Source organism: Rhizorhabdus sp., assembly GCF_018006725.1.
Lineage (GTDB): Bacteria > Pseudomonadota > Alphaproteobacteria > Sphingomonadales > Sphingomonadaceae > Rhizorhabdus.
In genome coordinates this window covers 1-22,631 of the sequence record NZ_JAGMXV010000062.1, presented here as the reverse complement: position 1 = coordinate 22,631, position 22,631 = coordinate 1, and the positions used below count along the sequence as shown (strand labels likewise).

The 22,631-nt window shown below is 65.9% G+C and carries 24 protein-coding genes, 1 tRNA gene and 1 pseudogene; 17 read left to right on the top strand and 9 right to left on the bottom strand.

The genetic code is table 11. The annotated features are described in order from the left end of the window. A partial coding sequence (locus KAY22_RS10875) for a 2OG-Fe(II) oxygenase (RefSeq protein ID WP_296623221.1) occupies positions 1–386 on the top strand: 386 nt, incomplete at its 5' end. 15 nt (positions 387–401) lie between these two features. On the opposite strand, the gene KAY22_RS10870 is transcribed toward KAY22_RS10875, so the two are convergent. From KAY22_RS10870 to KAY22_RS10860, 3 genes are read right to left on the bottom strand one after another with little or no spacing between them, the layout of a single operon-like run. After that, positions 402–1,022, bottom strand: coding sequence for an Isoquinoline 1-oxidoreductase subunit (locus tag KAY22_RS10870; RefSeq protein WP_296623218.1), 621 nt, complete (start codon positions 1,020–1,022; stop codon positions 402–404). Beyond that, positions 1,019–3,175: a xanthine dehydrogenase family protein molybdopterin-binding subunit gene (locus tag KAY22_RS10865; protein ID WP_296623216.1), complete on the bottom strand. Its 2,157-nt coding sequence runs from the start codon at positions 3,173–3,175 to the stop codon at positions 1,019–1,021. The genes KAY22_RS10870 and KAY22_RS10865 overlap by 4 nt, the downstream gene beginning before the upstream one ends. A 1-nt stretch (position 3,176) precedes the next feature. Then, positions 3,177–3,638, bottom strand: a complete 462-nt coding sequence (locus tag KAY22_RS10860; protein ID WP_296623214.1) for a (2Fe-2S)-binding protein — start codon at positions 3,636–3,638, stop codon at positions 3,177–3,179. Positions 3,639–3,766: 128 nt separating this feature from the next. On the opposite strand from KAY22_RS10860, the gene KAY22_RS10855 reads away from it, so the two are divergent. Both KAY22_RS10855 and KAY22_RS10850 read left to right on the top strand, forming a co-directional pair. Further along, positions 3,767–4,759, top strand: a complete 993-nt coding sequence (locus tag KAY22_RS10855) for a ligase-associated DNA damage response exonuclease (protein WP_296623212.1) — start codon at positions 3,767–3,769, stop codon at positions 4,757–4,759. Further along, positions 4,759–6,369, top strand: a complete 1,611-nt coding sequence (locus tag KAY22_RS10850; RefSeq protein ID WP_296623210.1) for a cisplatin damage response ATP-dependent DNA ligase — start codon at positions 4,759–4,761, stop codon at positions 6,367–6,369. Before KAY22_RS10855 ends, KAY22_RS10850 begins: the two co-directional genes overlap by 1 nt. 6 nt (positions 6,370–6,375) lie before the next feature. Here KAY22_RS10850 and KAY22_RS10845 read toward each other — a convergent pair whose 3' ends face one another. Continuing rightward, complete coding sequence (locus tag KAY22_RS10845; protein WP_296623208.1) at positions 6,376–7,527, bottom strand: alkene reductase; 1,152 nt, start codon at positions 7,525–7,527, stop codon at positions 6,376–6,378. A gap of 28 nt (positions 7,528–7,555) precedes the next feature. Next, entirely contained in the window at positions 7,556–8,059 is a 504-nt protein-coding gene (locus tag KAY22_RS10840; RefSeq protein ID WP_296623206.1) for a nuclear transport factor 2 family protein, read from the bottom strand. A gap of 162 nt (positions 8,060–8,221) precedes the next feature. Between KAY22_RS10840 and KAY22_RS10835 the strand changes: the two genes are divergently transcribed. From KAY22_RS10835 to KAY22_RS10815, 5 genes are all read left to right on the top strand, one after another. Then, complete coding sequence (locus KAY22_RS10835) at positions 8,222–8,782, top strand: nuclear transport factor 2 family protein (RefSeq protein ID WP_296623205.1); 561 nt, start codon at positions 8,222–8,224, stop codon at positions 8,780–8,782. 93 nt (positions 8,783–8,875) lie between these two features. Next, positions 8,876–9,832, top strand: coding sequence for a Ku protein (locus KAY22_RS10830; protein ID WP_296623203.1), 957 nt, complete (start codon positions 8,876–8,878; stop codon positions 9,830–9,832). Between the two features lie 2 nt (positions 9,833–9,834). Next, positions 9,835–12,360 carry a DNA ligase D gene (gene ligD, locus KAY22_RS10825; protein WP_296623201.1) on the top strand — a complete coding sequence of 842 codons (2,526 nt, stop codon included), beginning with the start codon at positions 9,835–9,837 and terminating at the stop codon, positions 12,358–12,360. Positions 12,361–12,388: 28 nt separating this feature from the next. Then, complete coding sequence (locus tag KAY22_RS10820; RefSeq protein ID WP_296623199.1) at positions 12,389–12,727, top strand: antibiotic biosynthesis monooxygenase; 339 nt, start codon at positions 12,389–12,391, stop codon at positions 12,725–12,727. 43 nt (positions 12,728–12,770) lie between these two features. Then, positions 12,771–13,625, top strand: coding sequence for an SDR family oxidoreductase (locus tag KAY22_RS10815; RefSeq protein WP_296623197.1), 855 nt, complete (start codon positions 12,771–12,773; stop codon positions 13,623–13,625). A gap of 91 nt (positions 13,626–13,716) precedes the next feature. On the opposite strand, the gene KAY22_RS10810 is transcribed toward KAY22_RS10815, so the two are convergent. Then, a complete protein-coding gene (locus tag KAY22_RS10810) occupies positions 13,717–13,950 on the bottom strand; it encodes a hypothetical protein (RefSeq protein ID WP_296623195.1) in 234 nt (77 codons plus the stop codon). A 165-nt stretch (positions 13,951–14,115) separates the two neighbouring features. Continuing rightward, positions 14,116–14,529 (bottom strand): Rrf2 family transcriptional regulator, encoded by a 414-nt coding sequence (locus tag KAY22_RS10805; protein ID WP_296623193.1) that lies wholly within the window; start codon positions 14,527–14,529, stop codon positions 14,116–14,118. A 180-nt stretch (positions 14,530–14,709) separates the two neighbouring features. Between KAY22_RS10805 and KAY22_RS10800 the strand changes: the two genes are divergently transcribed. Together KAY22_RS10800 and KAY22_RS10795 are read left to right on the top strand one after the other, a co-directional pair. After that, positions 14,710–14,786 (top strand) — tRNA-His (locus KAY22_RS10800). 140 nt (positions 14,787–14,926) lie between these two features. Then, positions 14,927–15,976 carry a Glu/Leu/Phe/Val dehydrogenase dimerization domain-containing protein gene (locus KAY22_RS10795; RefSeq protein ID WP_296623190.1) on the top strand — a complete coding sequence of 350 codons (1,050 nt, stop codon included), beginning with the start codon at positions 14,927–14,929 and terminating at the stop codon, positions 15,974–15,976. 4 nt (positions 15,977–15,980) lie between these two features. Here the strand turns inward: KAY22_RS10795 and KAY22_RS10790 are convergent, their stop codons facing one another. After that, positions 15,981–16,889 carry a DMT family transporter gene (locus KAY22_RS10790; RefSeq protein ID WP_296623188.1) on the bottom strand — a complete coding sequence of 303 codons (909 nt, stop codon included), beginning with the start codon at positions 16,887–16,889 and terminating at the stop codon, positions 15,981–15,983. Positions 16,890–16,982: 93 nt separating this feature from the next. Between KAY22_RS10790 and ccmC the strand changes: the two genes are divergently transcribed. The 7 genes from ccmC to KAY22_RS10755 are packed head-to-tail and all read left to right on the top strand — an operon-like array spanning position 16,983 to position 21,794. Continuing rightward, positions 16,983–17,699, top strand: coding sequence for a heme ABC transporter permease CcmC (gene ccmC, locus KAY22_RS10785; RefSeq protein WP_296623186.1), 717 nt, complete (start codon positions 16,983–16,985; stop codon positions 17,697–17,699). Next, the gene (locus tag KAY22_RS10780; protein ID WP_296623184.1) at positions 17,696–17,827 is read left to right on the top strand and encodes a hypothetical protein; all 132 of its coding nucleotides are present in this window, start codon (positions 17,696–17,698) and stop codon (positions 17,825–17,827) included. The genes ccmC and KAY22_RS10780 overlap by 4 nt, the downstream gene beginning before the upstream one ends. Beyond that, positions 17,827–18,294 carry a cytochrome c maturation protein CcmE gene (gene ccmE, locus KAY22_RS10775; protein ID WP_296623182.1) on the top strand — a complete coding sequence of 156 codons (468 nt, stop codon included), beginning with the start codon at positions 17,827–17,829 and terminating at the stop codon, positions 18,292–18,294. Before KAY22_RS10780 ends, ccmE begins: the two co-directional genes overlap by 1 nt. Continuing rightward, positions 18,291–20,216: a heme lyase CcmF/NrfE family subunit gene (locus KAY22_RS10770; RefSeq protein ID WP_296623180.1), complete on the top strand. Its 1,926-nt coding sequence runs from the start codon at positions 18,291–18,293 to the stop codon at positions 20,214–20,216. Before ccmE ends, KAY22_RS10770 begins: the two co-directional genes overlap by 4 nt. Next, the gene (locus tag KAY22_RS10765) at positions 20,213–20,740 is read left to right on the top strand and encodes a DsbE family thiol:disulfide interchange protein (protein WP_296623178.1); all 528 of its coding nucleotides are present in this window, start codon (positions 20,213–20,215) and stop codon (positions 20,738–20,740) included. Before KAY22_RS10770 ends, KAY22_RS10765 begins: the two co-directional genes overlap by 4 nt. Beyond that, on the top strand, positions 20,737–21,162 hold the full coding sequence (locus KAY22_RS10760) for a cytochrome c-type biogenesis protein (RefSeq protein WP_296623177.1): 426 nt from the start codon (positions 20,737–20,739) through the stop codon (positions 21,160–21,162). The genes KAY22_RS10765 and KAY22_RS10760 overlap by 4 nt, the downstream gene beginning before the upstream one ends. Beyond that, positions 21,162–21,794, top strand: a complete 633-nt coding sequence (locus KAY22_RS10755; RefSeq protein ID WP_296623175.1) for a cytochrome C biogenesis protein — start codon at positions 21,162–21,164, stop codon at positions 21,792–21,794. The genes KAY22_RS10760 and KAY22_RS10755 overlap by 1 nt, the downstream gene beginning before the upstream one ends. Positions 21,795–21,945: 151 nt before the next feature. Here the strand turns inward: KAY22_RS10755 and KAY22_RS10750 are convergent. Then, positions 21,946–22,631 (bottom strand): annotated as a pseudogene (locus KAY22_RS10750) (alanine dehydrogenase); the annotation flags it as partial.

The window sequence follows — 22,631 nt, the reverse complement described above, 5'->3', positions numbered from 1 at the left end:
GCGTGGAGCGGTATATGGTGGCCTGTTATGACGGCCAGTCGGCGGGTTTCTTTCGGGCTCATCGCGACAATACGACGGCGGGCACCGCGCATCGCCGCTTCGCTTGCACGATCAACCTTAATGCCGAGGAATATGAGGGAGGGAATCTGCTTTTCCCCGAATTCGGAACGCGCGCTTATCGTGCGCCTACCGGTGCGGCCCTCGTCTTTTCCTGCTCGCTGCTGCACGAGGCTCAGCCGGTCACCAAGGGCCGGCGTTATGCCTTCCTGCCATTCTTCTATGACGAGGCCGCTGCGCGCGAGCGCGAAGCGACGGCACGGTCTGGCAAGGTCGGGAGCGATCTTGCCAAATACCGGGTGCGGAAGGCCGGAGAAGGGCGGCGCTGAGCCGCCCCGCCCCGATCATTTGGGGCATTGCGCTCCCGAGTCTGCCCAGGCCTTGAACAGCGCGCCGAACTGCGCCTGCGTGCCCGGTGCAGGGGTGCGCTTGCCGCCCGGCTTCCAGCCCCAGCCGACCAGTTCGTCCTCGGCCATGTGGTGGACCAGCTGAGCCATGTCCTTGCCGCCATTGCGGGCTGGATCCTTGAGCTGTTCGCAGATCTGGCCGAGCGACTTGCCGACCCAGGCCATTTCGGGCGGTGCCAGCATCCATTTCGGATTGCCGGGCACGCCCGCCGGTTCGTAATTCTTGTCGTGGTGACAGGTGGCGCAGCGCATGCCGGTTGCGCCAATGCCGCCGTCGCCCCGCACGACCAGCGGCATGTGCGGGCGCATGGCGTCTGTCTGGGTCGGGCGTTCGCCGACCGGGTGGCAGTTCAGGCAGCGCGGATGCTGGATCACCTTGCCGACCTCGGCAAAGAGGGCCAGCGAGCGCTGTTTCTTGTCCTTGATCCCGGCAAAGTCCGACACGGGCCGGAGTGTCTTGGCCATTGGCGGCGCAGCCGGCTCCTTGTCGGCGGCGATGCCCGCGCCGGCGACGGCGAGGGCAACCAGCGCCGACAGGCCAGCGACGCGCGTGATCACGCCCGCACCATCGGCAGTCGCGCCGGGCGCTTGTGGCCAAGGGCGGCCATGGCGTTGGCGACGGCAGGTGCCAGCGGCGGGACGCCGGGCTCGCCGATGCCCGTCGGAGCCTCTTTAGACTGGACGATGACGACTTCGATCTCAGGCATCTCGTTGATCCTCAGCGAGCGATAATCGTTGAAGTTGGATACGGCTGGCCGGCCTGCCTCGAGCGGCACCTCTGCATAGAGAGCATGGCCCAAGGCAAAACCGATGCCGCCCTCCAGCTGGGCCCGGATGATGTCCGGATTGACCGCCACGCCGCAGTCGACCGCCGCCCACACCTTGTGGACCTTGGGCTCGCCATTCTCGCCCATCGACACTTCGGCGATCTGCGCGACATAGCTGCTGAAGCTTTCCACGACGGCGACACCCCTTGCCCGGCCATTGCCGACCTTGGGGCCCTTCCAGCCCGCCAGTTCGGCTACTGCCTTCAACGCGCCTGCAGCCCGAGGGTTGCCGCCCATCATCGCGAGGCGCCCTGCAACGGGATCCTGTCCGGCGGCAACCAGCAATTGGTCGACGAAACATTCGACCGCATAGCCGGTGTGGGTGTGCCCGACCGAGCGCCACCACAGGGTGGTGACCGGCGACTTGGCGACATGCGCGTCGCAGCGGAAATCGGCAATGTCGTAGAGCAGCTTGCTCGATCCCTCGCTCATGATCGCATCGACGCCGTTGCGGACGGCAAAGGCCTCGAAGGAGGAGCCGATCATGAAGGACTGGCCCATCATCGTGTTCGACCAGGCGGTGATCTTGCCGTCCTTCACCGCACCCTTCAAACGGTGGACGAACAGCGGGCGGTAATAACCGCCGTGAATGTCGTCCTCGCGCGTCCAGACGAGCTTGACCGGGGTGCCGACGGGCATCGCCTTGGCGACCTCGGCCAGCTCTGCTGCGAGATGACCATTGGGCGTCGCACGGCGCCCGAAGCTGCCGCCGGCCAGAAGCGTATCGATCTCGACCTTGTCCATCGGAATGCCGAGCACCTGGGCGATCGCGCCCTGATCGATTGTCTGGCCCTGCGAACCGAAGCGCGCTTTTGCGGTCGTGCCGTCGAAGATCATGAAGCCGTCGAGCGGCTCCATCGGCGCATGGGCGAGATAGGGGAAGACATATTCCGCCTCGATCACCTCGCCGCCGGCGGCGAGCGCCTTGGCGGCGTCGCCCTTCTGGCCATGGACCGTGCCGGGCTGGCGCGTCTGCTCGAGATAGGCGGCGATCATTTCCTCGCTGCCGCGGGTCTCGGCCTTGCTGTCGTCCCATTCGATCCGCAGCGCCTTGCGGCCCTTGATCGCGGGCCACATGCCCTTGGCAAAGACGGCGACGCCGGTGGAGATCTGCTTGACCGCGACCACGCCCTTGACCTTCATCGCCTCGGACGCATCGAAGCTGCGGACCGCGCCGCCGAAGCGCGGGCTGCGCGCGACCAGCACGGTCAGCATGCCGGGTGCGGTCATGTCGATCGTGAACTTCGCGCGGCCGGTGGACTTGTCGGCGCTGTCGACCCGAACCCCGGGCTTGTCCTTGCCGATCAGCGTGTAGGCCGACGCATCCTTGTAGGCGACCTGCTTGGGCATGGGCAGCTTGGATGCGGCTTCCGCAAAGGTGCCGAAGCCGGCGGAACGCTTGCTCTTGCCGTGGGAGATGACGCCCTTCGAGACCGCGATCTCCGACGCGGGCACCTTCCAGGCGGTGGCGGCGGCCTGGACGAGCATGGCGCGGGCCATCGCGCCTGCCTGGCGCATCTGGTCGAAGCTGTTGGCGATCGCCGACGAACCACCCGTCAGCTGCGCGCCGAGCATCAGATTCGCGTAGATTTTCGCGTCGGCCGGCGCACTCTCCACGCGGACCTTCGACCAGTCGGCGTCGAGCTCTTCCGCAGCGATGGTGGCGAGCCCGGTATAGGGACCCTGACCGAATTCGATATGCTTCGAGAGGATCGTCACCATGTCGTCCGCGCTGATGCGGATGAAGGCGTTCGGCGTGATCGGCGGCGGCCCCTTGGGGGCTTGTGCCTTCAGCCCGCCGACCGGCAGGCAGACCCCGACCACCAGCGCGCCGGCGGCCTTGAGAGCATCGCGACGCGACAGCGTCATGTCATGTGCGCCCATGTCAGGCCTCCGTCAGCGACTTGGCGGCCGCGTGGATCGCGGCGCGGATACGGACATAGGTGGCGCAGCGGCACAGATTGCCGTTCATCGCCAGGTCGATGTCCTCATCGGTGGGTTGCGGTTTTTCGCGCAGCAACGCGACCGCGCTCATCACCTGTCCGGATTGGCAGTAGCCGCATTGTGGGACGTCATGCGCGACCCAGGCCGCCTGCACCGCCTTCGCTTCTGCACCCTCGACCGCCTCGATCGTCCGGATTTCTCCGCTGACGCCCGAAATCGGCATCGAGCAGGAGCGGATCGGCTGTCCGTCCATGTGAACCGTGCAGGCGCCGCACATCGCCACGCCGCAACCGAACTTCGTACCGGTCAGGCCCAGATCGTCGCGCAGGACCCACAGGAGCGGCGTGTCGTCGTCCACGTCGACGGAACGGCTTTCGCCGTTGACGGTAATGCTGAAGCTCATCGGAGGCACCCTCTGTTCGGCGCATGGCGCGCGCTCGATCATGGATGATACGTACCGTTCGGTTTCTGTAAACCCGGAAATGCGACCATGTGTATGGAACCGGGCCTCGCTGCTATCGTCTTTGCTCCATGGTCGACTGGATCGAAGCCTCCCCCCGCGGCATCTATGTGCGCCCGGCCGATGCCTGGATCGATCCATCCGTTCCGGTAGATCGCGCGCTCATCACCCATGGCCATGCCGATCATGCGCGTGGCGGTCACCGCGAAGCCTGGGCGACGCCAGAGACGCTGGCGATCATGCGGCTTCGCTATGGCGCGGTCGACGGCAAGCCGGTCGCTTATGGCGAGTCGGTCCGCGTCGGCGGAGTCGAGGCCAGCTTCGTGCCCGCCGGCCATGTGCTCGGGTCGGCCCAGATCCTGCTCGAACATGCGGGCGAACGCGTCGTTGTGACCGGCGACTATAAACGCCGTGCCGACCCTACATGCGCCTCCTTCCAGCCGGTTCCCTGCGACATCCTCATCACCGAGGCGACCTTCGGCCTGCCGGTCTTCCGTCACCCGCCGATCGGGCAGGAGATGGACCGCCTGCTCGGTGCGCTCCACGCTGCGCCAGACCGCTGCGTCGTCGTCGGCGCCTATGCGCTGGGCAAGGCGCAGCGCGTGATCGCCGAACTGCGCGCCCATGGCCATGGCGAGCCGATCTTCATTCACGGTGCGCTGGAGAAGATGTGCGACCTGTATCGCGACTTCGGGGTCGACCTCGGTCCGCTGGTCCCGGCCACGGCTGCCAACAAGGACGCCATGCGCGGGAGCATCGTGCTGTGCCCGCCCTCGGCCCTCAACGACCGCTGGTCGCGCCGCCTGCCCGATCCGATCACCGCGATGGCTTCCGGCTGGATGCGCGTTCGCCAGCGCGCGCGGCAGAAGAATGTAGAACTGCCGCTGGTCATTTCCGACCATGCCGACTGGGACGAGCTGACCGATACGGTGCGCGAGGTCGCGCCGCGCGAACTGTGGGTGACGCATGGCCGCGAGGAGGCGCTGGTCCACTGGTGCGCGCTCAACCAGATTCGCGCCCGTGCACTCGCGCTCGTCGGCTATGAAGACGAGGACGAGGGCTGATGCGCGGCTTTTCGCAACTGCTCGACGGCCTCGTCTATACGCGCTCGCGCAATGCCAAGCTCGCGCTGATCGCCGACTATATGCGGGACGCGCCCGACCCCGATCGCGGCTGGGCACTGGCTGCGTTGACGGGCGACCTGAACCTGCCGGCGGTCAAGGCCTCCGCGATCAAGGCGATCGTTGACGAGAGGGTCGATCCGACCCTGTTCCGCATGAGCCGCGACTATGTCGGCGACCTCGCCGAGACCGTCGCACTTCTCTGGCCGAAGCGGCTCGACCAGCCGGCTGAGATCGACGACGGATCACTCACCCTCGGCGCGGTGGTCGATCGGCTTATGAAACTGGGCAGGGCGGAGGCGCCGGCGGCGCTCGGCGACATGCTCGATCATCTCGACTCGCCGGGACGCTTCGCCCTGCTCAAGCTGGCCACCGGAGGCTTGCGCGTCGGCATCTCGTCGCGCCTTGCCAAGACAGGCTTTGCCCAGGCCTTCGGGCTCGACGTCGATGCGGTCGAGGAGGTCTGGCATGCTTTGAAGCCGCCTTATGCCGAGCTCTTCGCCTGGGGGCAGGGCGGGGAGCGCCCCGATCCGCGCGGCACACCCTTCTTTCGGCCCTTCATGCTCGCCCATCCGCTCGAGGACGGCGTGGTCGACCTTGCCGACTATGCCGCCGAATGGAAATGGGACGGCATCCGGGTACAGATCGTCGGCACGGGCAATGCGGTGCGGCTCTATAGCCGGGCCGGGGATGACATCACGGCCACCTTCCCCGATGTCGCCGCCGCGGCAGCCGGGCTGGACGGCGTCCTCGATGGCGAGATGCTGGTGCGTGGCGAAGCACAGGGGCGCGAGGAACATGGCGGTTCGGCGGCCTCCTTCAATGCGCTGCAGCAGCGGCTCGGCCGCAAGACCGTGTCCGCGCGCATGCTCGGAGACTATCCCGCCTTCGTCCGCCTCTACGACCTGTTGATCGAAGGCGAGGAGGATCTGCGCGAACTGCCCTGGAGCGAACGCCGTGCACGGCTGGAGGTCTTTGCCAGCCGGCTCGATCCCGACCGCTTCGACGTGTCGACGGTGATCGCGGCGCGCGATTTCGACGAACTGGCGGAGACGCGGGCTGGCGCTCGCGATGCGGCGATCGAGGGCGTGATGCTCAAGCGTCGCGACAGCCCTTATGTCGCGGGCCGCCGCACCGGACTGTGGTACAAGTGGAAGCGCGATCCGCTTACGATCGACTGCGTGATGATGTATGCGCAGCGCGGCCACGGGAAGCGGTCGAGCTTCTATTCGGACTACACCTTCGGCTGCTGGTCGGGCGATCCCGACAAGGGCGGCGAACTCCTGCCGGTCGCCAAGGCCTATTCGGGCTTCACCGATGAAGAGCTCAAATGGCTCGACAGCTTCGTCCGCAACCACACCCTCAACCGCTTCGGGCCTGTGCGAGAGGTCGAGAAGACGTTGGTCGTCGAACTCGCCTTCGACAGCGTCCACGAGAGCCGGCGCCACAAATCCGGCGTCGCGATGCGCTTCCCCCGCATCGCCCGCATCCGCCGCGACAAGCCGGCGGCGGAGGCCGACAGCATCGACAGCCTCCGCAAGCTGATCGCCTGACCGGCCTCAGCCGGTGGTTTCGGCCGACAGCGGGGTGGGAGAGGCGTCGACCGGCTGGAGCCGGCTGGGATCGCTGTCCGCGTGGACCGGATAGTCGGTATAGCCCTCGGCCCCTTGCGTATAATAGGTCGAGATGTCCGGACGGGTCAGGTCGAGGCCTTGTTGGTAGCGCTCGGCGAGGTCGGGGTTGGAGATATAGGCCTGGCCGAAGCCGATCATGTCGGCAGCACCACTGGCGATCGTCGCGGCGGCGGTCTGGCGGGTGAAGCCCGCGACGAACATCGCCGGCCCTTCGAACAGCGGGCGGAGCGTCCCGTAGACGTCCCATTCCATGCCGTAATTGCCGATCTGGAGATAGGCGATGCCGCGCTTCGACAATTCGCGCACGACATAGGTGTAGGTGGCGACAGGATCGTCGTCGAACACGTCGTGGAAGGTCCAGCCCGGGCCGATCTTGACCGCGACGAAGCCGGGATCGGTCGCGGCGATCATCGCATCGACGCAGGCGAGCAGGAAGGCCGCGCGCTTCTCGACGCTGCCGCCCCACTCATCGGTGCGGATATTGGCGTTGGTCGAAAGGAACTGCATCGGCAGATAGCCTGATGCCGCATGGACCTCGACCCCGTCGAACCCGGCCTGGCGCGCGAGCGCCGCGCAGCGTGCATATTCGTCGATCACGCCCAGCACTTCGGCATGGGTCATTGCGCGCGGTTGCGGATAGGGGCGTTTCGGACGCGGGCAGTTGACCGTATAGTGCCGCGCCTTGGGATCGGGCTGCACCGCCGACGGCGCGATCGGCTGTTCGCCGTCGAGCATCAGCGGATCCGAGAGGCGGCCGACATGCATGATCTGACCGAAGATCGCACCGCCTGCGGCGTGCACCGCGTCATTGACCTTCTTCCACCCGGCGACATGGCGGTCGCTGTAAAGGCCCGGAGTGAACAGATAGCCGCAGCCCATCGGCCCCGGATAAATGCCCTCGCTGACGATCAGCCCCGCCGAGGCGCGCTGGCGATAATAATCGACGTTCAACTCGGTAGGCGTTCCGTCGAGCAGTGAGCGCTGCCGTGTCATCGGCGCCATCGCCATGCGGTTGGCGATCGTGACATTTCCCACGCGCAGCGGCGTGAACAGGGCATCCACCGGGTCAGTGCTCATTGCTTTGGTCCTTCGAAGGGGCGCGCCATCAGGCGCCTTGCATGCCGATATCGGGTCGCGCCCGCACGCCGAGGGCCGCAGCCTTCTCGAACAGGCTGCGGTCGCCTTCTTCCCAGGTGATGTTGAGGCGGCACGCCGCGATCTTCCAGCCGGCGTGCGTGCGGACGAACCGTTCGGTATAATAGCCACCCATTAGTTGCGCTTCGGCGCCGAGCTGGTGGCGCGCGGTCATCGTGGTCACGGCCTCCGCCTCATCGCCCATGAGTCTGATCAGTTGCCCGCTGAAGACATGTTGGGTGGCGTCGAACGGGGCGAGGGTAGCCTTGACCATTTCGACCCAGCGATCCGCAGTGATCGTTTCGCGGATGCCGGCCCAGTCGAAAAAGTCGAAAGCCACCTCTTCGGTGAAGATCGATCGGTAGAGCGGCCAGTCGCGCCGATCGACGGCGAAGGCATAGCATTGCTTGACGTCGTGGATCGCCGCCCGGTCGAGCAGGTCCTGAAGCCCGGACGGGGGAGGTGGCAGATCCATGGCGCTCTCCGTTGCGGCGGATCTCGGCCCGCGTCGGGCGGCAGAGGGCCGCATGTGCGCCGCATCCACAAGCTGGGCAAAAGCCTAGCTGCGAGGGGACCCGCTGCTGATAGTCTCTCGGGCGGACCGGTCTCGATGGACCGGCGAGCGAGAGGAGTGCCGATGTCGGCTGCCGCACCCGGCCTGGAGGAAATCGCCGCGCGCCTTGCGATCACCGATGTCCTGCACCGTTATTGCCGCGCGATGGACCGGATGGATCGCGAACTGGCGCTGTCCTGCTGGCATGCGGGCGGCACCGACGAGCATGCGCCACTGTTCGTGGGGACGGCGGAGGGGTTCGTCGACTGGGTGTGGCGCATCCACGAGCCGATGTTGTTGACGCGGCACGTCCTGTCGAACGTCCAGATCGAGATCGACGGCGACCGTGCCTGGTCCGAAAGCTATTGGGACGTCCTGCTGCGCGTCCGCGATGGCGATGGCCTCACCGATGTCACCGGCGGCGGGCGCTATCTCGATTATCTCGAATGCCGGAACGGGCTGTGGGCCATCGTCCATCGGCGATCGATCCATGACTGGGATCGGGTCGATCCGGTCGCGCGGACGATGGCGGATGCCGGTGCGGTGCCGGCCAACAATCCCGACGCGACGCTCCATCTGGCGAGCCGCGACAGGCGCGATCCCTCTTATGCCTTTCTCGGCGGGCATCTGACCCGCTTCGACTGATCGACCGGCACCCGTAGAATCCCGTGTCACTGCCCCGGAACCATCGCCCGCAACGCGCTTTGACTCCGCGTTCGCAGGGGCAGGAGATGGAGTATGGCAGCACGCGCCTATTGGCAGGGGCAGATCCGCCTCGCGCTCGTGTCGATTCCGGTCGAGATTTACAGCGCGACCAACAGCAGCGCGCAGGTCGCCTTCCATCAGGTCCACGAACCGAGCGGCAAGCGCATCCGCTATGAGAAGGTCGTGCCCGGTATCGGGCCGGTCGACACCGACGATATCGTCAAGGGATTCGAGATATCGAAGGGCAATTACGTGCTGCTCGAACAGGATGAGATCGACGCGGTAAAGCTGGAGAGCAAAAGGACGCTCGAACTCGTCCAGTTCGTCGATGCCGACGAGATCGACATCCTCTATTTCGAAAAGCCTTATTATGTCGTGCCCGCCGATGAACTGGCCGAAGAGGCTTTCATCGTTCTGCGGGAAGCGCTGCGGCGTACGAAGAAGGTCGGCCTTGGCCAGCTTGCAATGCGTGGCCGCGAATATGTAGTGAGCCTGAAGCCCTGCGGCCGGGGTCTCGTGCTTGAAACGCTTCGCTACGCCGACGAATTGCGCAAGGCGCAGAGCTATTTCCGCGAGATCCCCGACACCAAGCCCGACGCCGACCTGCTCGATCTCGCCGAGACGCTGATCGAGAAGAAGAGCGCGAAGTTCGATGCGAGCGAGTTTCACGACCGCTATGTCGATGCACTCAAAGGGTTGATCGAGAAGAAGAGCAAGGCCAAGGGCCGCAAGATCATCGAGGAAACCGACGAGGCACCGCGCACCAAAAGCAACGTCATCGACCTGATGGCGGCGCTCAAGAAATCGGTCGAGGGCGGGGCGAAGGCAAGGTCGTCCGATGACGACGATTCCGGTGCCGGGACGAAGCGCGCGAAGACCGCCTCGACCCCCAAGAAGCCCGCCGCCAAGGCCGCGTCTGGCAAGTCTCGCGCGACGAAGGCGGGGGCTGCGAAACCGGCTGGTGGCGCGCCGGCCCGCAAGCGGGCCTGATCATGGCGGGACTGGACGACTATAATGCCAAGCGCGACTTCAAGAAGACGCGCGAGCCCGCCGGGAAGATCGTTCGGAAGGGCCAGCACCGCTTCATCGTCCAGAAACATGATGCGACCCGGCTGCACTACGACTTCCGCCTCGAAATGGACGGCGTGCTGAAAAGCTGGGCTGTCACGCGCGGGCCCAGCCTCGATCCCGACGACAAGCGGCTGGCGGTGCGGACCGAGGACCATCCGGTCAGCTATGCCGACTTCGAGGGATGCATTCCCGCCGGCGAATATGGCGGCGGCACGGTTATGCTCTGGGACAAGGGTAGCTGGGCGCCCATCGCGGGCAAGAGCGAGCGCGACCTTGATGAGGGGCATCTGCATTTCACGCTGGATGGCGAGCGCATGAAGGGCGAATGGCTTCTGGTCCGTATGAAACCGCGTCCGGGCGAGAAGCGCGAGAACTGGCTGCTGCGCAAGATCGACGACGCTGAGGCCGGGGGCAGTGACGATCTTGTCGGCACGGCCCTCACCAGCGTCAAGACGGGCCGGACGATGGCCGAGATTGCTGCCGATCAGGAGGGCGAGATCAGCCTGGCCGGCAAGAAGGGCAAGGCGTTCGATGCCGCCATGGCACGCGCCGACGATCATGTCGCGAAGCTCGGCATACCTGCGAGGAAGAAGGCCAAGCCGGTACGGCGAAAGGGTGCAGCGCCGCTTCCGGCCTTTCGTCCACCGCAGCTGGCAACGCTGGTCGACAGCGTCCCGGAGGGGCGCAACTGGATCCACGAGATCAAGTTCGACGGTTACCGCGCACTGGTCGCCGCCTCGGGCGGGAAGGTGCGGATTCATACCCGCTCGGGGCTCGACTGGACTGCCAAATTTGCTTCGATCGCCGAGGCCGTCGCCGCGCTCGATCTGCCCGCCTGCCTGTTGGATGGAGAGATCGTTGCGCTCGACCACGAAGGCAATCCGAGCTTCTCCGAGCTCCAGAAGCGCATCAAGGGCGAAAGTGACGCCCCGCTCCGTCTCTATCTGTTCGATCTGCTGAGCGAGGGGAATAAGGATCTGACGAAGCTCGGCACGGTCGAGCGCAAGGGGCGCCTGTCGGCGCTGCTTCCCGCCGACGGGGCGGTGGTCCAGGTCGCCGACCATGTGATCGGCGCGGGCGAGAAGCTGTTCGACGCGATGTGCGGCGCGGGGCAGGAGGGCATCATCAGCAAACGTGCCGACGCACCCTATCGACAGGGGCGGAGCAGCGACTGGCTGAAGGTCAAATGCACCCGGCGGCAGGAGTTCGTGATCATCGGCTGGAGCCCCAGCAGCGCGCGGGGCCGCCCCTTCCGGTCGCTGCTGCTGGGCCAGTATCGCGACGGAGACCTCGTCTATGCCGGCAAGGTCGGGACGGGCTTCAGCCAGGACGGCATGGCCGATCTCGCCGACCAGTTCGCCAGACGGGCGCGCAAGACCGCACCCGCCGACGTGCCGAAGAGTGAAGCGCGCAACGCCCGCTGGGTTCGGGCCGATCTGGTCGCGGAGATCGCTTTCGCGGAGTTTACCCATGAAGGCGTGCTTCGCCATGCGAGCTTCCTCGGCCTGCGCAGCGACAAGGCGGCGGAGGAGGTGCGGCGGGAGGAGGCCGTGCCGCTGGGGGAGGCCGTCGATGCCCAGCCTGATGACGACATCGTGATCAGCAATCCGGATCGCGTGATCTTCCCCGAGGCCAAGGCGACCAAGGGTGACCTTGCCGCTTATTATCGGGCGATCGGTCCAGCCATGCTGCCATGGGTCGCGCGACGGCCGGTCAGCCTCGTCCGCTGCCCGCAAGGGCGAGGGAAGCAGTGCTTCTTTCAGAAGCATGATTCGGGTTCGTTCGGGGATCATGTGAAGCATGTCCCGATCCGCGAGAAGGATGGTGGTACCGAGGATTATCTCTATGTCGAGGATGCGGCCGGGCTGGTCGCCTGCGTCCAGATGGGGACGATCGAGTTTCACGGCTGGGGTTCGCGAGTCGATGATGTCGAAAAGCCGGACCGCCTGATCATAGACCTCGACCCGGACGAAGGGCTCGACTTCGCAGACGTGAAAAAGGCCGCGCTCGATATCAGGGGGATGCTGGCCGACATCGGCCTGGTCGCTTTTGCCATGCTGTCGGGCGGCAAGGGCATCCACGTGGTCGTGCCGCTCCGCCCGGAGGCCGAGTGGCCCGAGGTCAAGGATTTCGCCCAACGCTTTGCCCAGGCGCTGGCGCAGGCGGAGCCCGACCGCTTCGTGGCGACCATGGCCAAGGCCAAGCGCGTCGGCCGGATTTTCATCGACTATCTGCGCAACCAGCGCGGCTCGACAGCAGTGATGCCCTATTCGGTTCGCGCCCGTCCCGGAGCCACTGTAGCGGCGCCGATCTCTTGGGAAGAGCTGGACGGCTTCGACAAGGCCGGGGCCTTCACCATCGCCGATACCGACCGGTTGCTGGAGCGCGCCGGTTCGAAGGCGTTGAAGGGCTGGGGCGTGGCGGATCAGGCCCTGCCCGATCTATGATGCCCGGGCCCAGGAGAGGGGAGCCGCAATGTTCGTAGCCGTCTACTGGTGGAAGGTCCATCCCGGCAAGGAGGAGCAGTTCGTCCGCGCATGGACCCGCGGCACCGAACTGATCCGCGAAATCTACGGCAGCTACGGCTCGCGCCTTCATCGCGATTCGGACGGCCGGTTTGTCGGCTATGCCGAATGGCCCGACGAGGCGACCTGGCGCTACGCCTTCGATCACAAGATGACCTATGAAGAGCCGGAGACCCGGCGCGCCTTCGAGGAGGCGGTGTGCGAGGTACCGGCAGACGCCGATCCGATCTTCACCATGACCGTCATCAGCGACCGTCTGACCACCCGGACCGTGCCCGCAACGGACTGAACCAGCGCCCGGCCGCTTCGTTGGTCGGACGAAGGAGCTTCGTATGACCGACCAGCACGAACCGATGATCCACGAGGATGACCTGCCGGGTCATGAAAGCAGCCTCGATCCCAAGCCCGACTGGGAACCACGTTACGCGGGTTCGGGGCGCCTCGCTGGCAAGGTCGCGCTGATCACGGGCGCAGACAGCGGCATCGGTCGTGCCGTCGCGGCGCTCTATGCCCGTGAGGGAGCCGACGTCGCCATCCTCTATCTGTGCGAGCATGACGATGCGGCGAAGACGGTCGAGATTGTCGAGCAGGAAGGGCGCAGGGCGATCGCCATCGCTGGCGACGTCGGGGACAAGGCCTTTTGCGACGAGGCGGTCGCGAAGGTGATCGACGCCTTCGGCCGTCTCGACATTCTCGTCAACAATGCCGGCGAACAGCACCCCGATCAGGACATCACCGACATCAGCGAGGAGCAACTGCGCCGCACCTTCCAGACCAACATCTTCGGTATGTTCTTCCTGACGCAGGCAGCGCGGCCGCATCTGCGGGCGGGCGCCGCCATCATCAACTGCACATCGGTGACGATGTATCAGGGCAGCAAGGAACTGCTCGACTATTCGAGCACGAAGGGAGCCATCACCGCCTTTACCCGGTCGCTGTCGGAAAATCTGGTGGGCGAGGGAATCCGGGTGAACGGCGTGGCACCGGGGCCGATCTGGACCCCGCTCAACCCCTGCGGCGGTGCCAGCGAGGAAAAGCTGGCGCACTTCGGCGAGGCCACGCCGATGGGCCGCCCCGGCCAGCCCAACGAAGTGGCTCCGTCATTTCTTTTTCTGGCATGCGAGGACGCCAGTTATATGTCGGGACAGGTGCTCCACCCGAACGGCGGTATCATCGTCAACGGCTGAGCGACGTCAGCCTCCGCTGCAAAAGAAAACGGGCGCCCCTTTCGAGGCGCCCGTTCCTGTCAGTAATTCCGGTCCGAAACGGACCCGGAGATTACTTCGCGTCCTGAACGGCGTCAGCAGCTTCTTCAGCGGCATCGGCCTTGTTCTCGAGCGCGCTCTCGACGGCCTCGTTCGAGGCATAGTCGGCGGCGTTCTCGAGCGCTTCAGCCTGGTTCTCCAGGGCAGCGGTGGTGTTGTCAGCGGCGTTCTCAGCCGGAGTTTGCTTGTTGCAGGCGGCCAGTGCGATCAGACCAGCAGCAACGACGACGACGCTCAGCTTCTTCATTCGAGCAGCTCCCAAAGCTTTTTAACGGCCGGCTCGAACGCCGTACCTCGCGCTGACATAACGCCGAAGACAAGAGCGTCAACGGAAAATCGACATGAATCCAAGGCCTAAAAGCTATCGATGCCCGTAACGAAAATCACTGAAAGCACGTATTTCAGGGGATCGTTACAGGTCCAGCCGTTCTGCCAGCGACAGTCTGTCTAGAATATTCGCGGTCTCGTCGCGCACCGACAACATCACCGCGCGCAGTCTGCACTTGGCTTCGTCTATGCAATGGTCGCATGGCGTGTAGGCCAAGCGTGCCGCGCAAGGCACCAGCGCGAGCGAGCCGCGCGTGGCCCGGACGATGTCGCCATAGGTTATCTCCGATGGCGGCCGGGACAGCCAGTAGCCCCCCTCCTTGCCACGCATCGTCTCGACGAAGCCGGCGCGCTTCATCTCCGACAGGATGACCGTCAGGAATTTGCCGGGGATATTCTGTTCATCGGCGATCTCGGCCAATTGGATCGGTCCCTGGCCATAACGGTCCCCGAGGTGGAGCAAGGCGCGTATCGCATATCGCGTTCTCTGTGACAGCACGGCCCGACCCTCTGAAGACTGCGATCCATGTAGGCAAAGCCAACGATAATGGAAGAGTAGAGTTAGTAGACAAAGCCGTCGGCGACGTTCGACCTGTCCGCAGGGGATGCGCACATGCCCGCTTGCGTCTGGCCGGGGCTTTGCCTATGGAGCGCCCCACATGGCGTTCCGGCGCCCGTGGCGATCGTAGTTCAATTGGTTAGAGCACCGGTTTGTGGTACCGGAAGTTGCGGGTTCAAGTCCCGTCGGTCGCCCCACCTTTTCAAGCGCAAAGCGGCGATCCGGTCAGTGTCCCCGACCCTTCGGAACCCTGCGTTTTGCCCGACCGCTTTGGGCTAGCCATCCAAGTCGAATAATTATATTACTCCCTATCGTAATAGAATTACGTGAGGTTGTAATGATCGCTCTCTGGTCCCTTCCCGATTTCGACGATCACGAGGGCGTGCACCTCTTTCGCGACGCGGCCTCGGGCCTCACGGCGGTCATTGCGGTGCACTCGACTCATCTTGGGCCGGCGGCCGGGGGGACGCGCTTCTGGCATTATGGAGACCCGGCTGAGGCGATCACCGATGTGCTGCGTCTGTCGCGGGGCATGAGCTTCAAGAATGCCATGGCTGGCCTGCCGATGGGTGGCGGCAAGGCGGTGATCCTGGCCGATCCCCTCCGCACCAAGACCCCCGAGATGCTCGCCGCCTTCGGTCGCGCGGTCGATTCGCTCGGCGGCCGCTATGTCACTGCCGAGGATGTCGGCATGTCGGACGCCGACATGGTCGCGATCTCGCAGCAGACGAAGCATGTGTCCGGACTGCCGGTGGCGGCGGGCAATGCCGGGGGCGATCCCGGCCCGACCACGGCACTGGGGGTCTATCTCGGCGTGCGCGCAGCGATCGAGCGTGGGCTGGGCAAGAGCGATCCCCGCGGCGTCCATGTCGCGATTCAGGGCGTGGGCAGTGTCGGCGGTGCGCTGGCACGGTTGCTGGCGGCCGACGGCGCGCGGCTGACCCTGGCCGATGCCGACGCGAAGCGCGCGCGTGCGCTGGCCGACGAACTGGGCGCGGAACTGGTCTCTACCGGCGAGATCATGACGGTCGAGGCCGACGTGTTCAGCCCCTGCGCGCTCGGCGCCGTGCTCGACGAGCGCAGCATCGCCGCGCTGCAGGTCGGGATCGTCGCGGGTGCCGCCAACAACCAGCTGGCGACCCCGGCCGATGCCGATCGCATCCACGCGCGCGGTATTCTTTATGCGCCCGATTATGTGATCAATGCGGGCGGCATCATCAACGTCGCGCTCGAATATCTCGGCCAGGGCGATCGTGCCGAGGTCGAGGCGCGGGTCGCGCATATTCCGGAGCGGCTCGAGTCGATCTGGTCCGAGAGTGTCGCCAGCGGCGTTGCGGCGGCGGTCGTCGCGGACCGAATGGCGATGCGCCTGATCGGTCGGGCCTGAGCGGTCAGCCGAGCGTCGCGGCGCTTGCGCGCCGCAGGCGTTGCTCGCGCCAGACGGTGTAGAGCCCGCTTGCGGCGATGAGTGCGGCGCCGGCCAGCGTGCTCGCGCCGGGCACCACCGACCAGATCAGCCACCCCAGCAGCGCGGCCCAGACGATCTGCGCATAGTCGAACGGCACGAGTGCTGCGATTGGGGCTGCCTGCAGCGCGCGGGTCATGCACAATTGCGCTCCGGTGCCGGTGAGCCCGCCTGCCAGCAGCAGCCACCAGGTCATTGCATCATGGCGCCCGGTGAAAAAGGGCATCGCGATCGCACTGACGACGAAGACGCTGACGAAGAACCAGAAGATGATGGCGCCTGCGGACTCGGTCGCCCCCATTTCGCGCACCGTCACGTTCACGGCGGCATTGGCGAAGGCCGCAGCGATTGCGATCGCCACCCCGGCCAAAGGCAGGTCCGACCCGCCGGGCCGCGCGACGACGATGACGCCGACGAAGCCGATCGCGACGGCGGCCCAGCGATGCAGCCCGACATGCTCGCGCAGGAAGATGGCCGACAGGATGGTCGCGAAGGCCGGCGCGGAAAAACCGATCGCGACCGCGTCGGCGAGCGGCAGAAGCACCAGCGACTGGAAGAGCAGGCCGAGCGAGGCAAGTCCGATCAGCGACCGGAATATATGTGCGCCCGGCCGCTTCGTCCGGATCGTGCCCACGCCGTCGGTCAGCCAGAGCCAGGCGAGGATCGCCGGTATGCCGACCGCCGCGCGGAAGAAGACCATCTCGACCGGTCCGGCACCGTGATTGCCGGCGAGCTTCATCGCCGCGCTCATCAGCGCGAAGAAGGCGACGCCTGCCGAACGCAGAGCTATGCCACGGACAATGTCCTGCTGGCGCGAAGGGAGGGGCGGCGACATTCCGTAGCGCGATGGTCGCTATCGCGACGGCGCGCAAGGCTTCCCCGATGGACCATTGCGGAGGACGCAATTGACCCTTATCCCCATGACGTCGTGCATATCTTCGCTAACCCCGCCCGCTTCCTGTCGATCGCGCGCCCGCTGACGTCCTGGCTGGGCTGGCCCGGGCTGTTGCTGATCGCGGCGGGCATCGTCGGTGGTCTGTTCTTCACCCCGCAGGACTATCTCCAGGGGCAGAGCGTGCGGATCATGTATGTCCACGTACCCGCCGCCTGGCTGGGCATGGCAGGATGGAGCGGAATCGCGGTCTCGAGCCTCATGCAACTCATCTGGCGCCACCCGCTGGCGGCGGTCGCCGCGCGCGCCATTGCAGTGCCCGGCGCGCTGTTTAGTGCGATCTGTCTGGCCACCGGTTCGATCTGGGGGCGTCCGACCTGGGGTACCTGGTGGGAATGGGATGGCCGGCTGACGTCGATGCTCGTCCTGTTCTTCCTTTATCTCGGCTATATCGCCTTGTCGTCGGCCGGTGCCGAGCGCGGCAGCAACGATCGCATCTCGGCGATCTTCGGCGTCGTGGGCGCAGCCAACATCCCGGTGATCCACTATTCGGTCGAATGGTGGCGGACCCTCCACCAGGGGCAGAGCATCGGGCTGGCCGGGTCGAAGATCGATCCCTCGCTCCTCTGGCCTCTGCCGCTCACGACCCTCGGTTTCACCCTGCTGTTCGCTGCGATCGTCCTGATGCGGATGCGCGCGCTGCTGGCCGAGGCCAAGGTCGCCGCGCGGCTCAAGCGAATGGCATCCGAATGACACATTGGCCTTTCATTGCCGCAGCCTATGCGGTCACCATCATAGGTACGCTGGGCGTGCTGCTCGCATCGCTGCGCTGGATGCGCCGAGCCGAGCGTCAGGCCGAAGCCCTGGGGAGGCGCGACTGATGGCGGTCAAGGCGAAGAACCAGCGGCTGATCCTGGCGTTGCTCGCGGTGGTCGCGATCGTCGGTGCGGCCTTGCTCGCCATGTCCGCGCTGAAGGACGAAGCCTCCTATTTCTACACCCCGTCCGATGCGAAGCGCGACCATGTCGAGACCGGACGTGCCGTCAGGCTCGGCGGCATGGTGAAGGACGGGTCGATCGAGCGCATGGGCGATGGGGTGACAATCCGCTTCGTCGTGACCGACAATGCCGAAACCGTGCCGGTTACCTTCAAGGGCATCGTGCCGGACCTGTTCAAGGAAAATTCCGGCGTGGTGGCCGAGGGCAGTTTCCAGCCCGATGGCAGCTTCGTTGCGACCAACATTCTCGCCAAGCATGACGAGCGCTACATGCCGCCGCAGATCGCGGGCGAGATGCACAAGACCGAGAGCCTGGAAGCAGGGCCGGGCAAGGGGAAGGGGACGACGTGATAGCCGAAGCAGGATTGGCGGCGCTGTGGCTTGCGGCCGCGCTTGCGGGGCTGCAGCTGTTGTTCGGGATCATGGGCGTGTCGAGCGGCCGCGCCGAACTGCTGGCGGCGGTACGGCCGGTCGCGGTGGTCCAGGCAGCACTGACCGCACTGGCCTTTGCGGTTCTCATCTATCTGTTCGTCACGGTCGACCTGTCGGTTGCGCTGGTCGTCGCCAACGACGCCTCGACCAAGCCGTTGCTGTACAAATTTGCGGGAACCTGGGGCAACCACGAAGGCTCGATGCTGATGTGGGTCACCATCCTCGCGGTGGCCGGCGGTGGCGTGGCCCTGTTCGAGCGGCGGCTCAACGAGCGCACGCTGATCGCGACGCTGGCGGCGCAGGCGGCCATCGGCCTGGGCTTCTACGCCTTTCTCCTGTTCGCCTCCAACCCCTTCGCCCGCATCGATCCGGCCCCGGCCGAAGGGCAGGGGCTCAACCCGCTGCTTCAGGATCCGGGCCTCGCCTTCCACCCGCCGACCCTCTATCTCGGCTATGTCGGCCTTTCGGTCGCTTTCTCCTTTGCGGTCGGCGCGCTGGTGACCCGGGATGTCGGCGCCGCCTTCGCCAAGGCGATGCGTCCCTGGGTGCTCGGCGCCTGGATCCTCCTGACCTTGGGCATCACCGCCGGCAGTTACTGGGCCTATTATGAGCTCGGCTGGGGTGGCTGGTGGTTCTGGGATCCGGTCGAGAATGCCTCGCTCATGCCCTGGCTCGCGGCGACGGCGCTGCTGCATTCTGTCACCGTTCTCGCCACGCGCGAAGGTCTGCGCGCCTGGACGGTGATGCTCGCTGTGGTCGCCTTCTCGATGTCGATGGTCGGCACCTTCCTCGTGCGCTCGGGCATCCTGACCTCGGTCCATGCCTTTGCCGTCGATCCCAAGCGCGGCACCTTCATCCTGGCCCTGCTCGCCATCTATATCGGCGGGGCGCTGGCGCTCTTCGGCCTGCGCGTAGGCACGGTGCGCGAGGGATCGCGCTTCGACGCGGTCAGCCGTGAAGGCGCGCTGGTCATCAACAACCTGCTGCTGTCGGCGATATTGGGCATCGTTCTGGTCGGCACGCTCTATCCGCTGATGGCTGAGGCCGTGACCGGCGAGAAGCTGTCGGTTGGACCGCCCTATTTCAACACCGCCGCCGGGCCGCTCGCGCTCGCGCTCGTCGCCGTCATGGCGGCGGGGCCGGTAATGCGCTGGCGGCGCGACGAGTTGAAGGCTGTGCTGACGCGCATGGCGATCCCGCTGCTGGTCGCAGCGGTCGTGCTGTTGCTGGTCGTTCTGCTCGCGCCCGGCATCGGCATCCTGCCGCTCCTCGGTCTGGTCGCAGCCGGGGGCGTCGGCATCGGTTCGCTGGCGCCGCTGTGGAAGCGCAATCTGCGGCGTACCCCCCTGTTTACCTGGGGCATGGTGATCGCGCATCTCGGCATCGCGGTCAGCATGGCCGGCATGGCGGCGGAAAGTGCGTTTACCAAGGAGACGCTGGTCGCTGCGCGGATGGGCGAAAGCCACCGCGTCGGTCCCTATACCATCCGCCTCGATGACGTGGAGCCGGTCGGCGGTCCGAACTTCACCGCCGTCGAAGCGAGCATCACCGCGCAGCGCGGCACCGGCGCACCCTTTACCCTGCATCCCCAGACGCGGACCTTCCCGTCGCCACAGGCCGAAACCAACGAGGCGGCGATCACGACAGTGTTCGACGGCCAGCTCTATGTCGTGATCGGCAAGTCGGACGAGGCAGGCCGCTGGCAGCTGCGGCTGTGGTGGAAGCCGTTCGTGACGCTGATCTGGGCAGGCGGCATTCTGATCGCGCTGGGTGGCCTGCTGTCGCTGATCGGTCGCGTCCGCCGCGAAATGCGCCACGCTCCCGTGGAGCGCTATGCATGAGGAAGCTCCTCATCTGGTTGCCGCTGGCGATGTTCCTCGCTTTCATGGTGGTGTTTGCGGGCGGGCTGATCAGCCCGGAAAGCAAGACCATCCCGTCGAAGCTGGTCGGCAAGCCGATGCCGCAATTCGCGCTGCCGGCGGGCATAGCGGGCAAGCCGGGCCTGAGCAGCGCGGAACTCGCCAACGGCCAGCCGCATCTGGTCAACATCTTCGCGAGCTGGTGCATCCCGTGCATTCAGGAAGCGCCGCAGCTGGCACAGCTGGCACAGGCCGGCGTGCCGATCTACGGCATCGCGATCCGCGACCGGCCCGAAGATCTCGGCCGCTTCCTCGCCCGCAACGGCGATCCCTATCGCGCGATCGGCGGAGACGTGAACAGCAGCGTGCAGATCGCGCTCGGATCGTCCGGCGTACCGGAGACGTTCATCGTCGACGGCAAGGGCATCATCCGTCGCCAGCATATCGGCGCGATCAATCCCGAGGATGTGCCGGGCCTGATGTCCGCACTGGCGGCCGCGAAATGAGGCGGCTCCTTGCCATCGCAGGGGCCGCGACGCTGCTTGCCAGCCCGCTTGCGCCGCTGCTCGCCGATTCGCTGATGCCGGCCGCACGTTACGCCAATGAGCAACTCGCCGATCCGAAGCAGGAGCGCCAGGCCAAGGCGTTGATGGAGACGATCCGCTGTCTCGTCTGCCAGGGGCAGTCGATTGCGGACTCGGATGCGGAAATGGCGGGCGACATGCGCGCGCTGATCCGCACCCGGATCGAGGCGGGCGAGAAGCCCGAGGCGATTCGCGCGTGGCTGATCGAGCGCTATGGCGACTGGGTGAGCTTCACGCCGCCGCTCGACCGGCTGACCTGGCCGCTCTACCTGCTCCCGGCGCTGTTTCTCGGCCTTGGTATCTGGATCACGAGCGGGCGGTTGAAGCGCCGGAGGAAAAGCTGATGGGCTGGATTGTCTTCGCGGTCCTCGCACTGCTTGTCGTGGGCCTGTTGTGGCGCTTTGGCCGGCTGCCCAAGGGCGGTATCGAGCTGGTAGGCGCCGCCATGTTCATCGCGGTCGCCGGCTATGCCTGGCAGGGATCACCGGGCCTCTCCGGCAAGCCCACGCCACCGGCCGACATGGCGAAAGTGCCGGACAGCGATTTCGCGCAGGAGCGGGAGAAGCTGTTAAGCCGCTTCGGCGCCGATGCGGACGTTCTCGGCACCGCCGACGCCTTTCATCGCCAGGGACTGAATCTCTACGCCATCGGGATCATCAAGGGTGCGCTCGAAAAGCGGCCCAACAGCGCCGAATTGTGGGTCGGCCTCGGCAACGCCTTCTTCATCCATGGCGGCAACCAGATGTCGCCGGCCGCCCAGCTGGCTTTCCAACGCGCGCAGGCGATTGCTCCTGATCATCCGGGGCCGCGCTTCTTCATGGGCCTGTCCTATGCGCAGGCTGGCCAGCTCGATCAGGCGGAACTCGTGTGGCGCCAGCTGCTCGAAAGCGCGCCGCCCGGTGCGCCATGGCGGAATGATATCGAGGAGCGGTTGGTCGAACTCGAACGATTCAAGGCGGGGATGGCCGGCCGCTAACCTCGACGTAGCCCGCTTCTGGACAGGGGTGGGAGAGGGACGGCGCGGCCGGGGAAGGCCGCGCCTTACAGGTCCGGGGATAGGGGGATATGGCCCTGTCTCCCTCTCCCGATCCTCCCCTCCAGGGGAGAGGGGAGGAAGACGGAGGTCGTCAGCCGGCGAGGGGCAGGTCGAGCGCCTCGGCCACGGCCTTGTGCCGGATCTGGCCAGCAGCCACATTGAGGCCGGCAGCGAGGTGGGGATCGGCAGCCATCGCGGCATCGGCGCCCAGCGCCGCCAGCTTCTGGACGAAGGGCAGGGTCGCGTTGTTCAGCGCGAAGGCCGAGGTGCGCGCGACCGCGCCGGGCATGTTGGCGACGCAATAATGGATGACGCCGTCGACCTCGAAGACGGGATCGTCATGGGTCGTCGCATGGCTGGTCTCGAAGCAGCCGCCCTGGTCGATCGCGATGTCGACCAGCACGGAGCCGCGCTTCATCGTCCTGAGCATATCGCGCGTGACGAGCTTCGGTGCTGCCGCCCCGGGAACCAGGACCGCACCGATCACCAGATGCGCGCGGGCGACAGCGGCCGCGATCGCGGCCTTGGACGCATAAGCGGTCTTGATCTGGCTGCCGAAATGCATGTCGAGTTCGGCCAGACGATCATTGTTGATGTCGTAGATGGTCACGTCGGCGCGCTGGCCGACCGCCATTTGCGCAGCATTGATGCCTGCGACGCCGCCGCCCAGAATGGCGACGCGCGCGGGCGCCACGCCGGGGACGCCGCCCAGCAGCACGCCGCGTCCACCCTGTTCCTTCTCCAGATAATGGGCACCGACCTGGATCGACATACGGC

Bases quoted from the DNA above. Each gene is read 5' to 3' on its own strand.
- ligD (WP_296623201.1), top strand. From the start codon at position 9,835: ATGGCGGGACTGGACGACTATAATGCCAAGCGCGACTTCAAGAAGACG.
- KAY22_RS10855 (WP_296623212.1), top strand. From the start codon at position 3,767: ATGGTCGACTGGATCGAAGCCTCCCCCCGCGGCATCTATGTGCGCCCG.
- KAY22_RS10795 (WP_296623190.1), top strand. From the start codon at position 14,927: ATGATCGCTCTCTGGTCCCTTCCCGATTTCGACGATCACGAGGGCGTG.
- KAY22_RS10765 (WP_296623178.1), top strand. From the start codon at position 20,213: ATGAGGAAGCTCCTCATCTGGTTGCCGCTGGCGATGTTCCTCGCTTTC.
- KAY22_RS10820 (WP_296623199.1), top strand. From the start codon at position 12,389: ATGTTCGTAGCCGTCTACTGGTGGAAGGTCCATCCCGGCAAGGAGGAG.
- KAY22_RS10860 (WP_296623214.1), bottom strand. From the start codon at position 3,638: ATGAGCTTCAGCATTACCGTCAACGGCGAAAGCCGTTCCGTCGACGTG.
- KAY22_RS10790 (WP_296623188.1), bottom strand. From the start codon at position 16,889: ATGTCGCCGCCCCTCCCTTCGCGCCAGCAGGACATTGTCCGTGGCATA.
- KAY22_RS10810 (WP_296623195.1), bottom strand. From the start codon at position 13,950: ATGAAGAAGCTGAGCGTCGTCGTCGTTGCTGCTGGTCTGATCGCACTG.
- KAY22_RS10830 (WP_296623203.1), top strand. From the start codon at position 8,876: ATGGCAGCACGCGCCTATTGGCAGGGGCAGATCCGCCTCGCGCTCGTG.
- KAY22_RS10755 (WP_296623175.1), top strand. From the start codon at position 21,162: ATGGGCTGGATTGTCTTCGCGGTCCTCGCACTGCTTGTCGTGGGCCTG.
- KAY22_RS10850 (WP_296623210.1), top strand. From the start codon at position 4,759: ATGCGCGGCTTTTCGCAACTGCTCGACGGCCTCGTCTATACGCGCTCG.
- KAY22_RS10780 (WP_296623184.1), top strand. From the start codon at position 17,696: ATGACACATTGGCCTTTCATTGCCGCAGCCTATGCGGTCACCATCATA.
- KAY22_RS10760 (WP_296623177.1), top strand. From the start codon at position 20,737: ATGAGGCGGCTCCTTGCCATCGCAGGGGCCGCGACGCTGCTTGCCAGC.
- KAY22_RS10835 (WP_296623205.1), top strand. From the start codon at position 8,222: ATGTCGGCTGCCGCACCCGGCCTGGAGGAAATCGCCGCGCGCCTTGCG.
- KAY22_RS10845 (WP_296623208.1), bottom strand. From the start codon at position 7,527: ATGAGCACTGACCCGGTGGATGCCCTGTTCACGCCGCTGCGCGTGGGA.
- KAY22_RS10840 (WP_296623206.1), bottom strand. From the start codon at position 8,059: ATGGATCTGCCACCTCCCCCGTCCGGGCTTCAGGACCTGCTCGACCGG.
- KAY22_RS10865 (WP_296623216.1), bottom strand. From the start codon at position 3,175: ATGGGCGCACATGACATGACGCTGTCGCGTCGCGATGCTCTCAAGGCC.
- ccmE (WP_296623182.1), top strand. From the start codon at position 17,827: ATGGCGGTCAAGGCGAAGAACCAGCGGCTGATCCTGGCGTTGCTCGCG.
- KAY22_RS10815 (WP_296623197.1), top strand. From the start codon at position 12,771: ATGACCGACCAGCACGAACCGATGATCCACGAGGATGACCTGCCGGGT.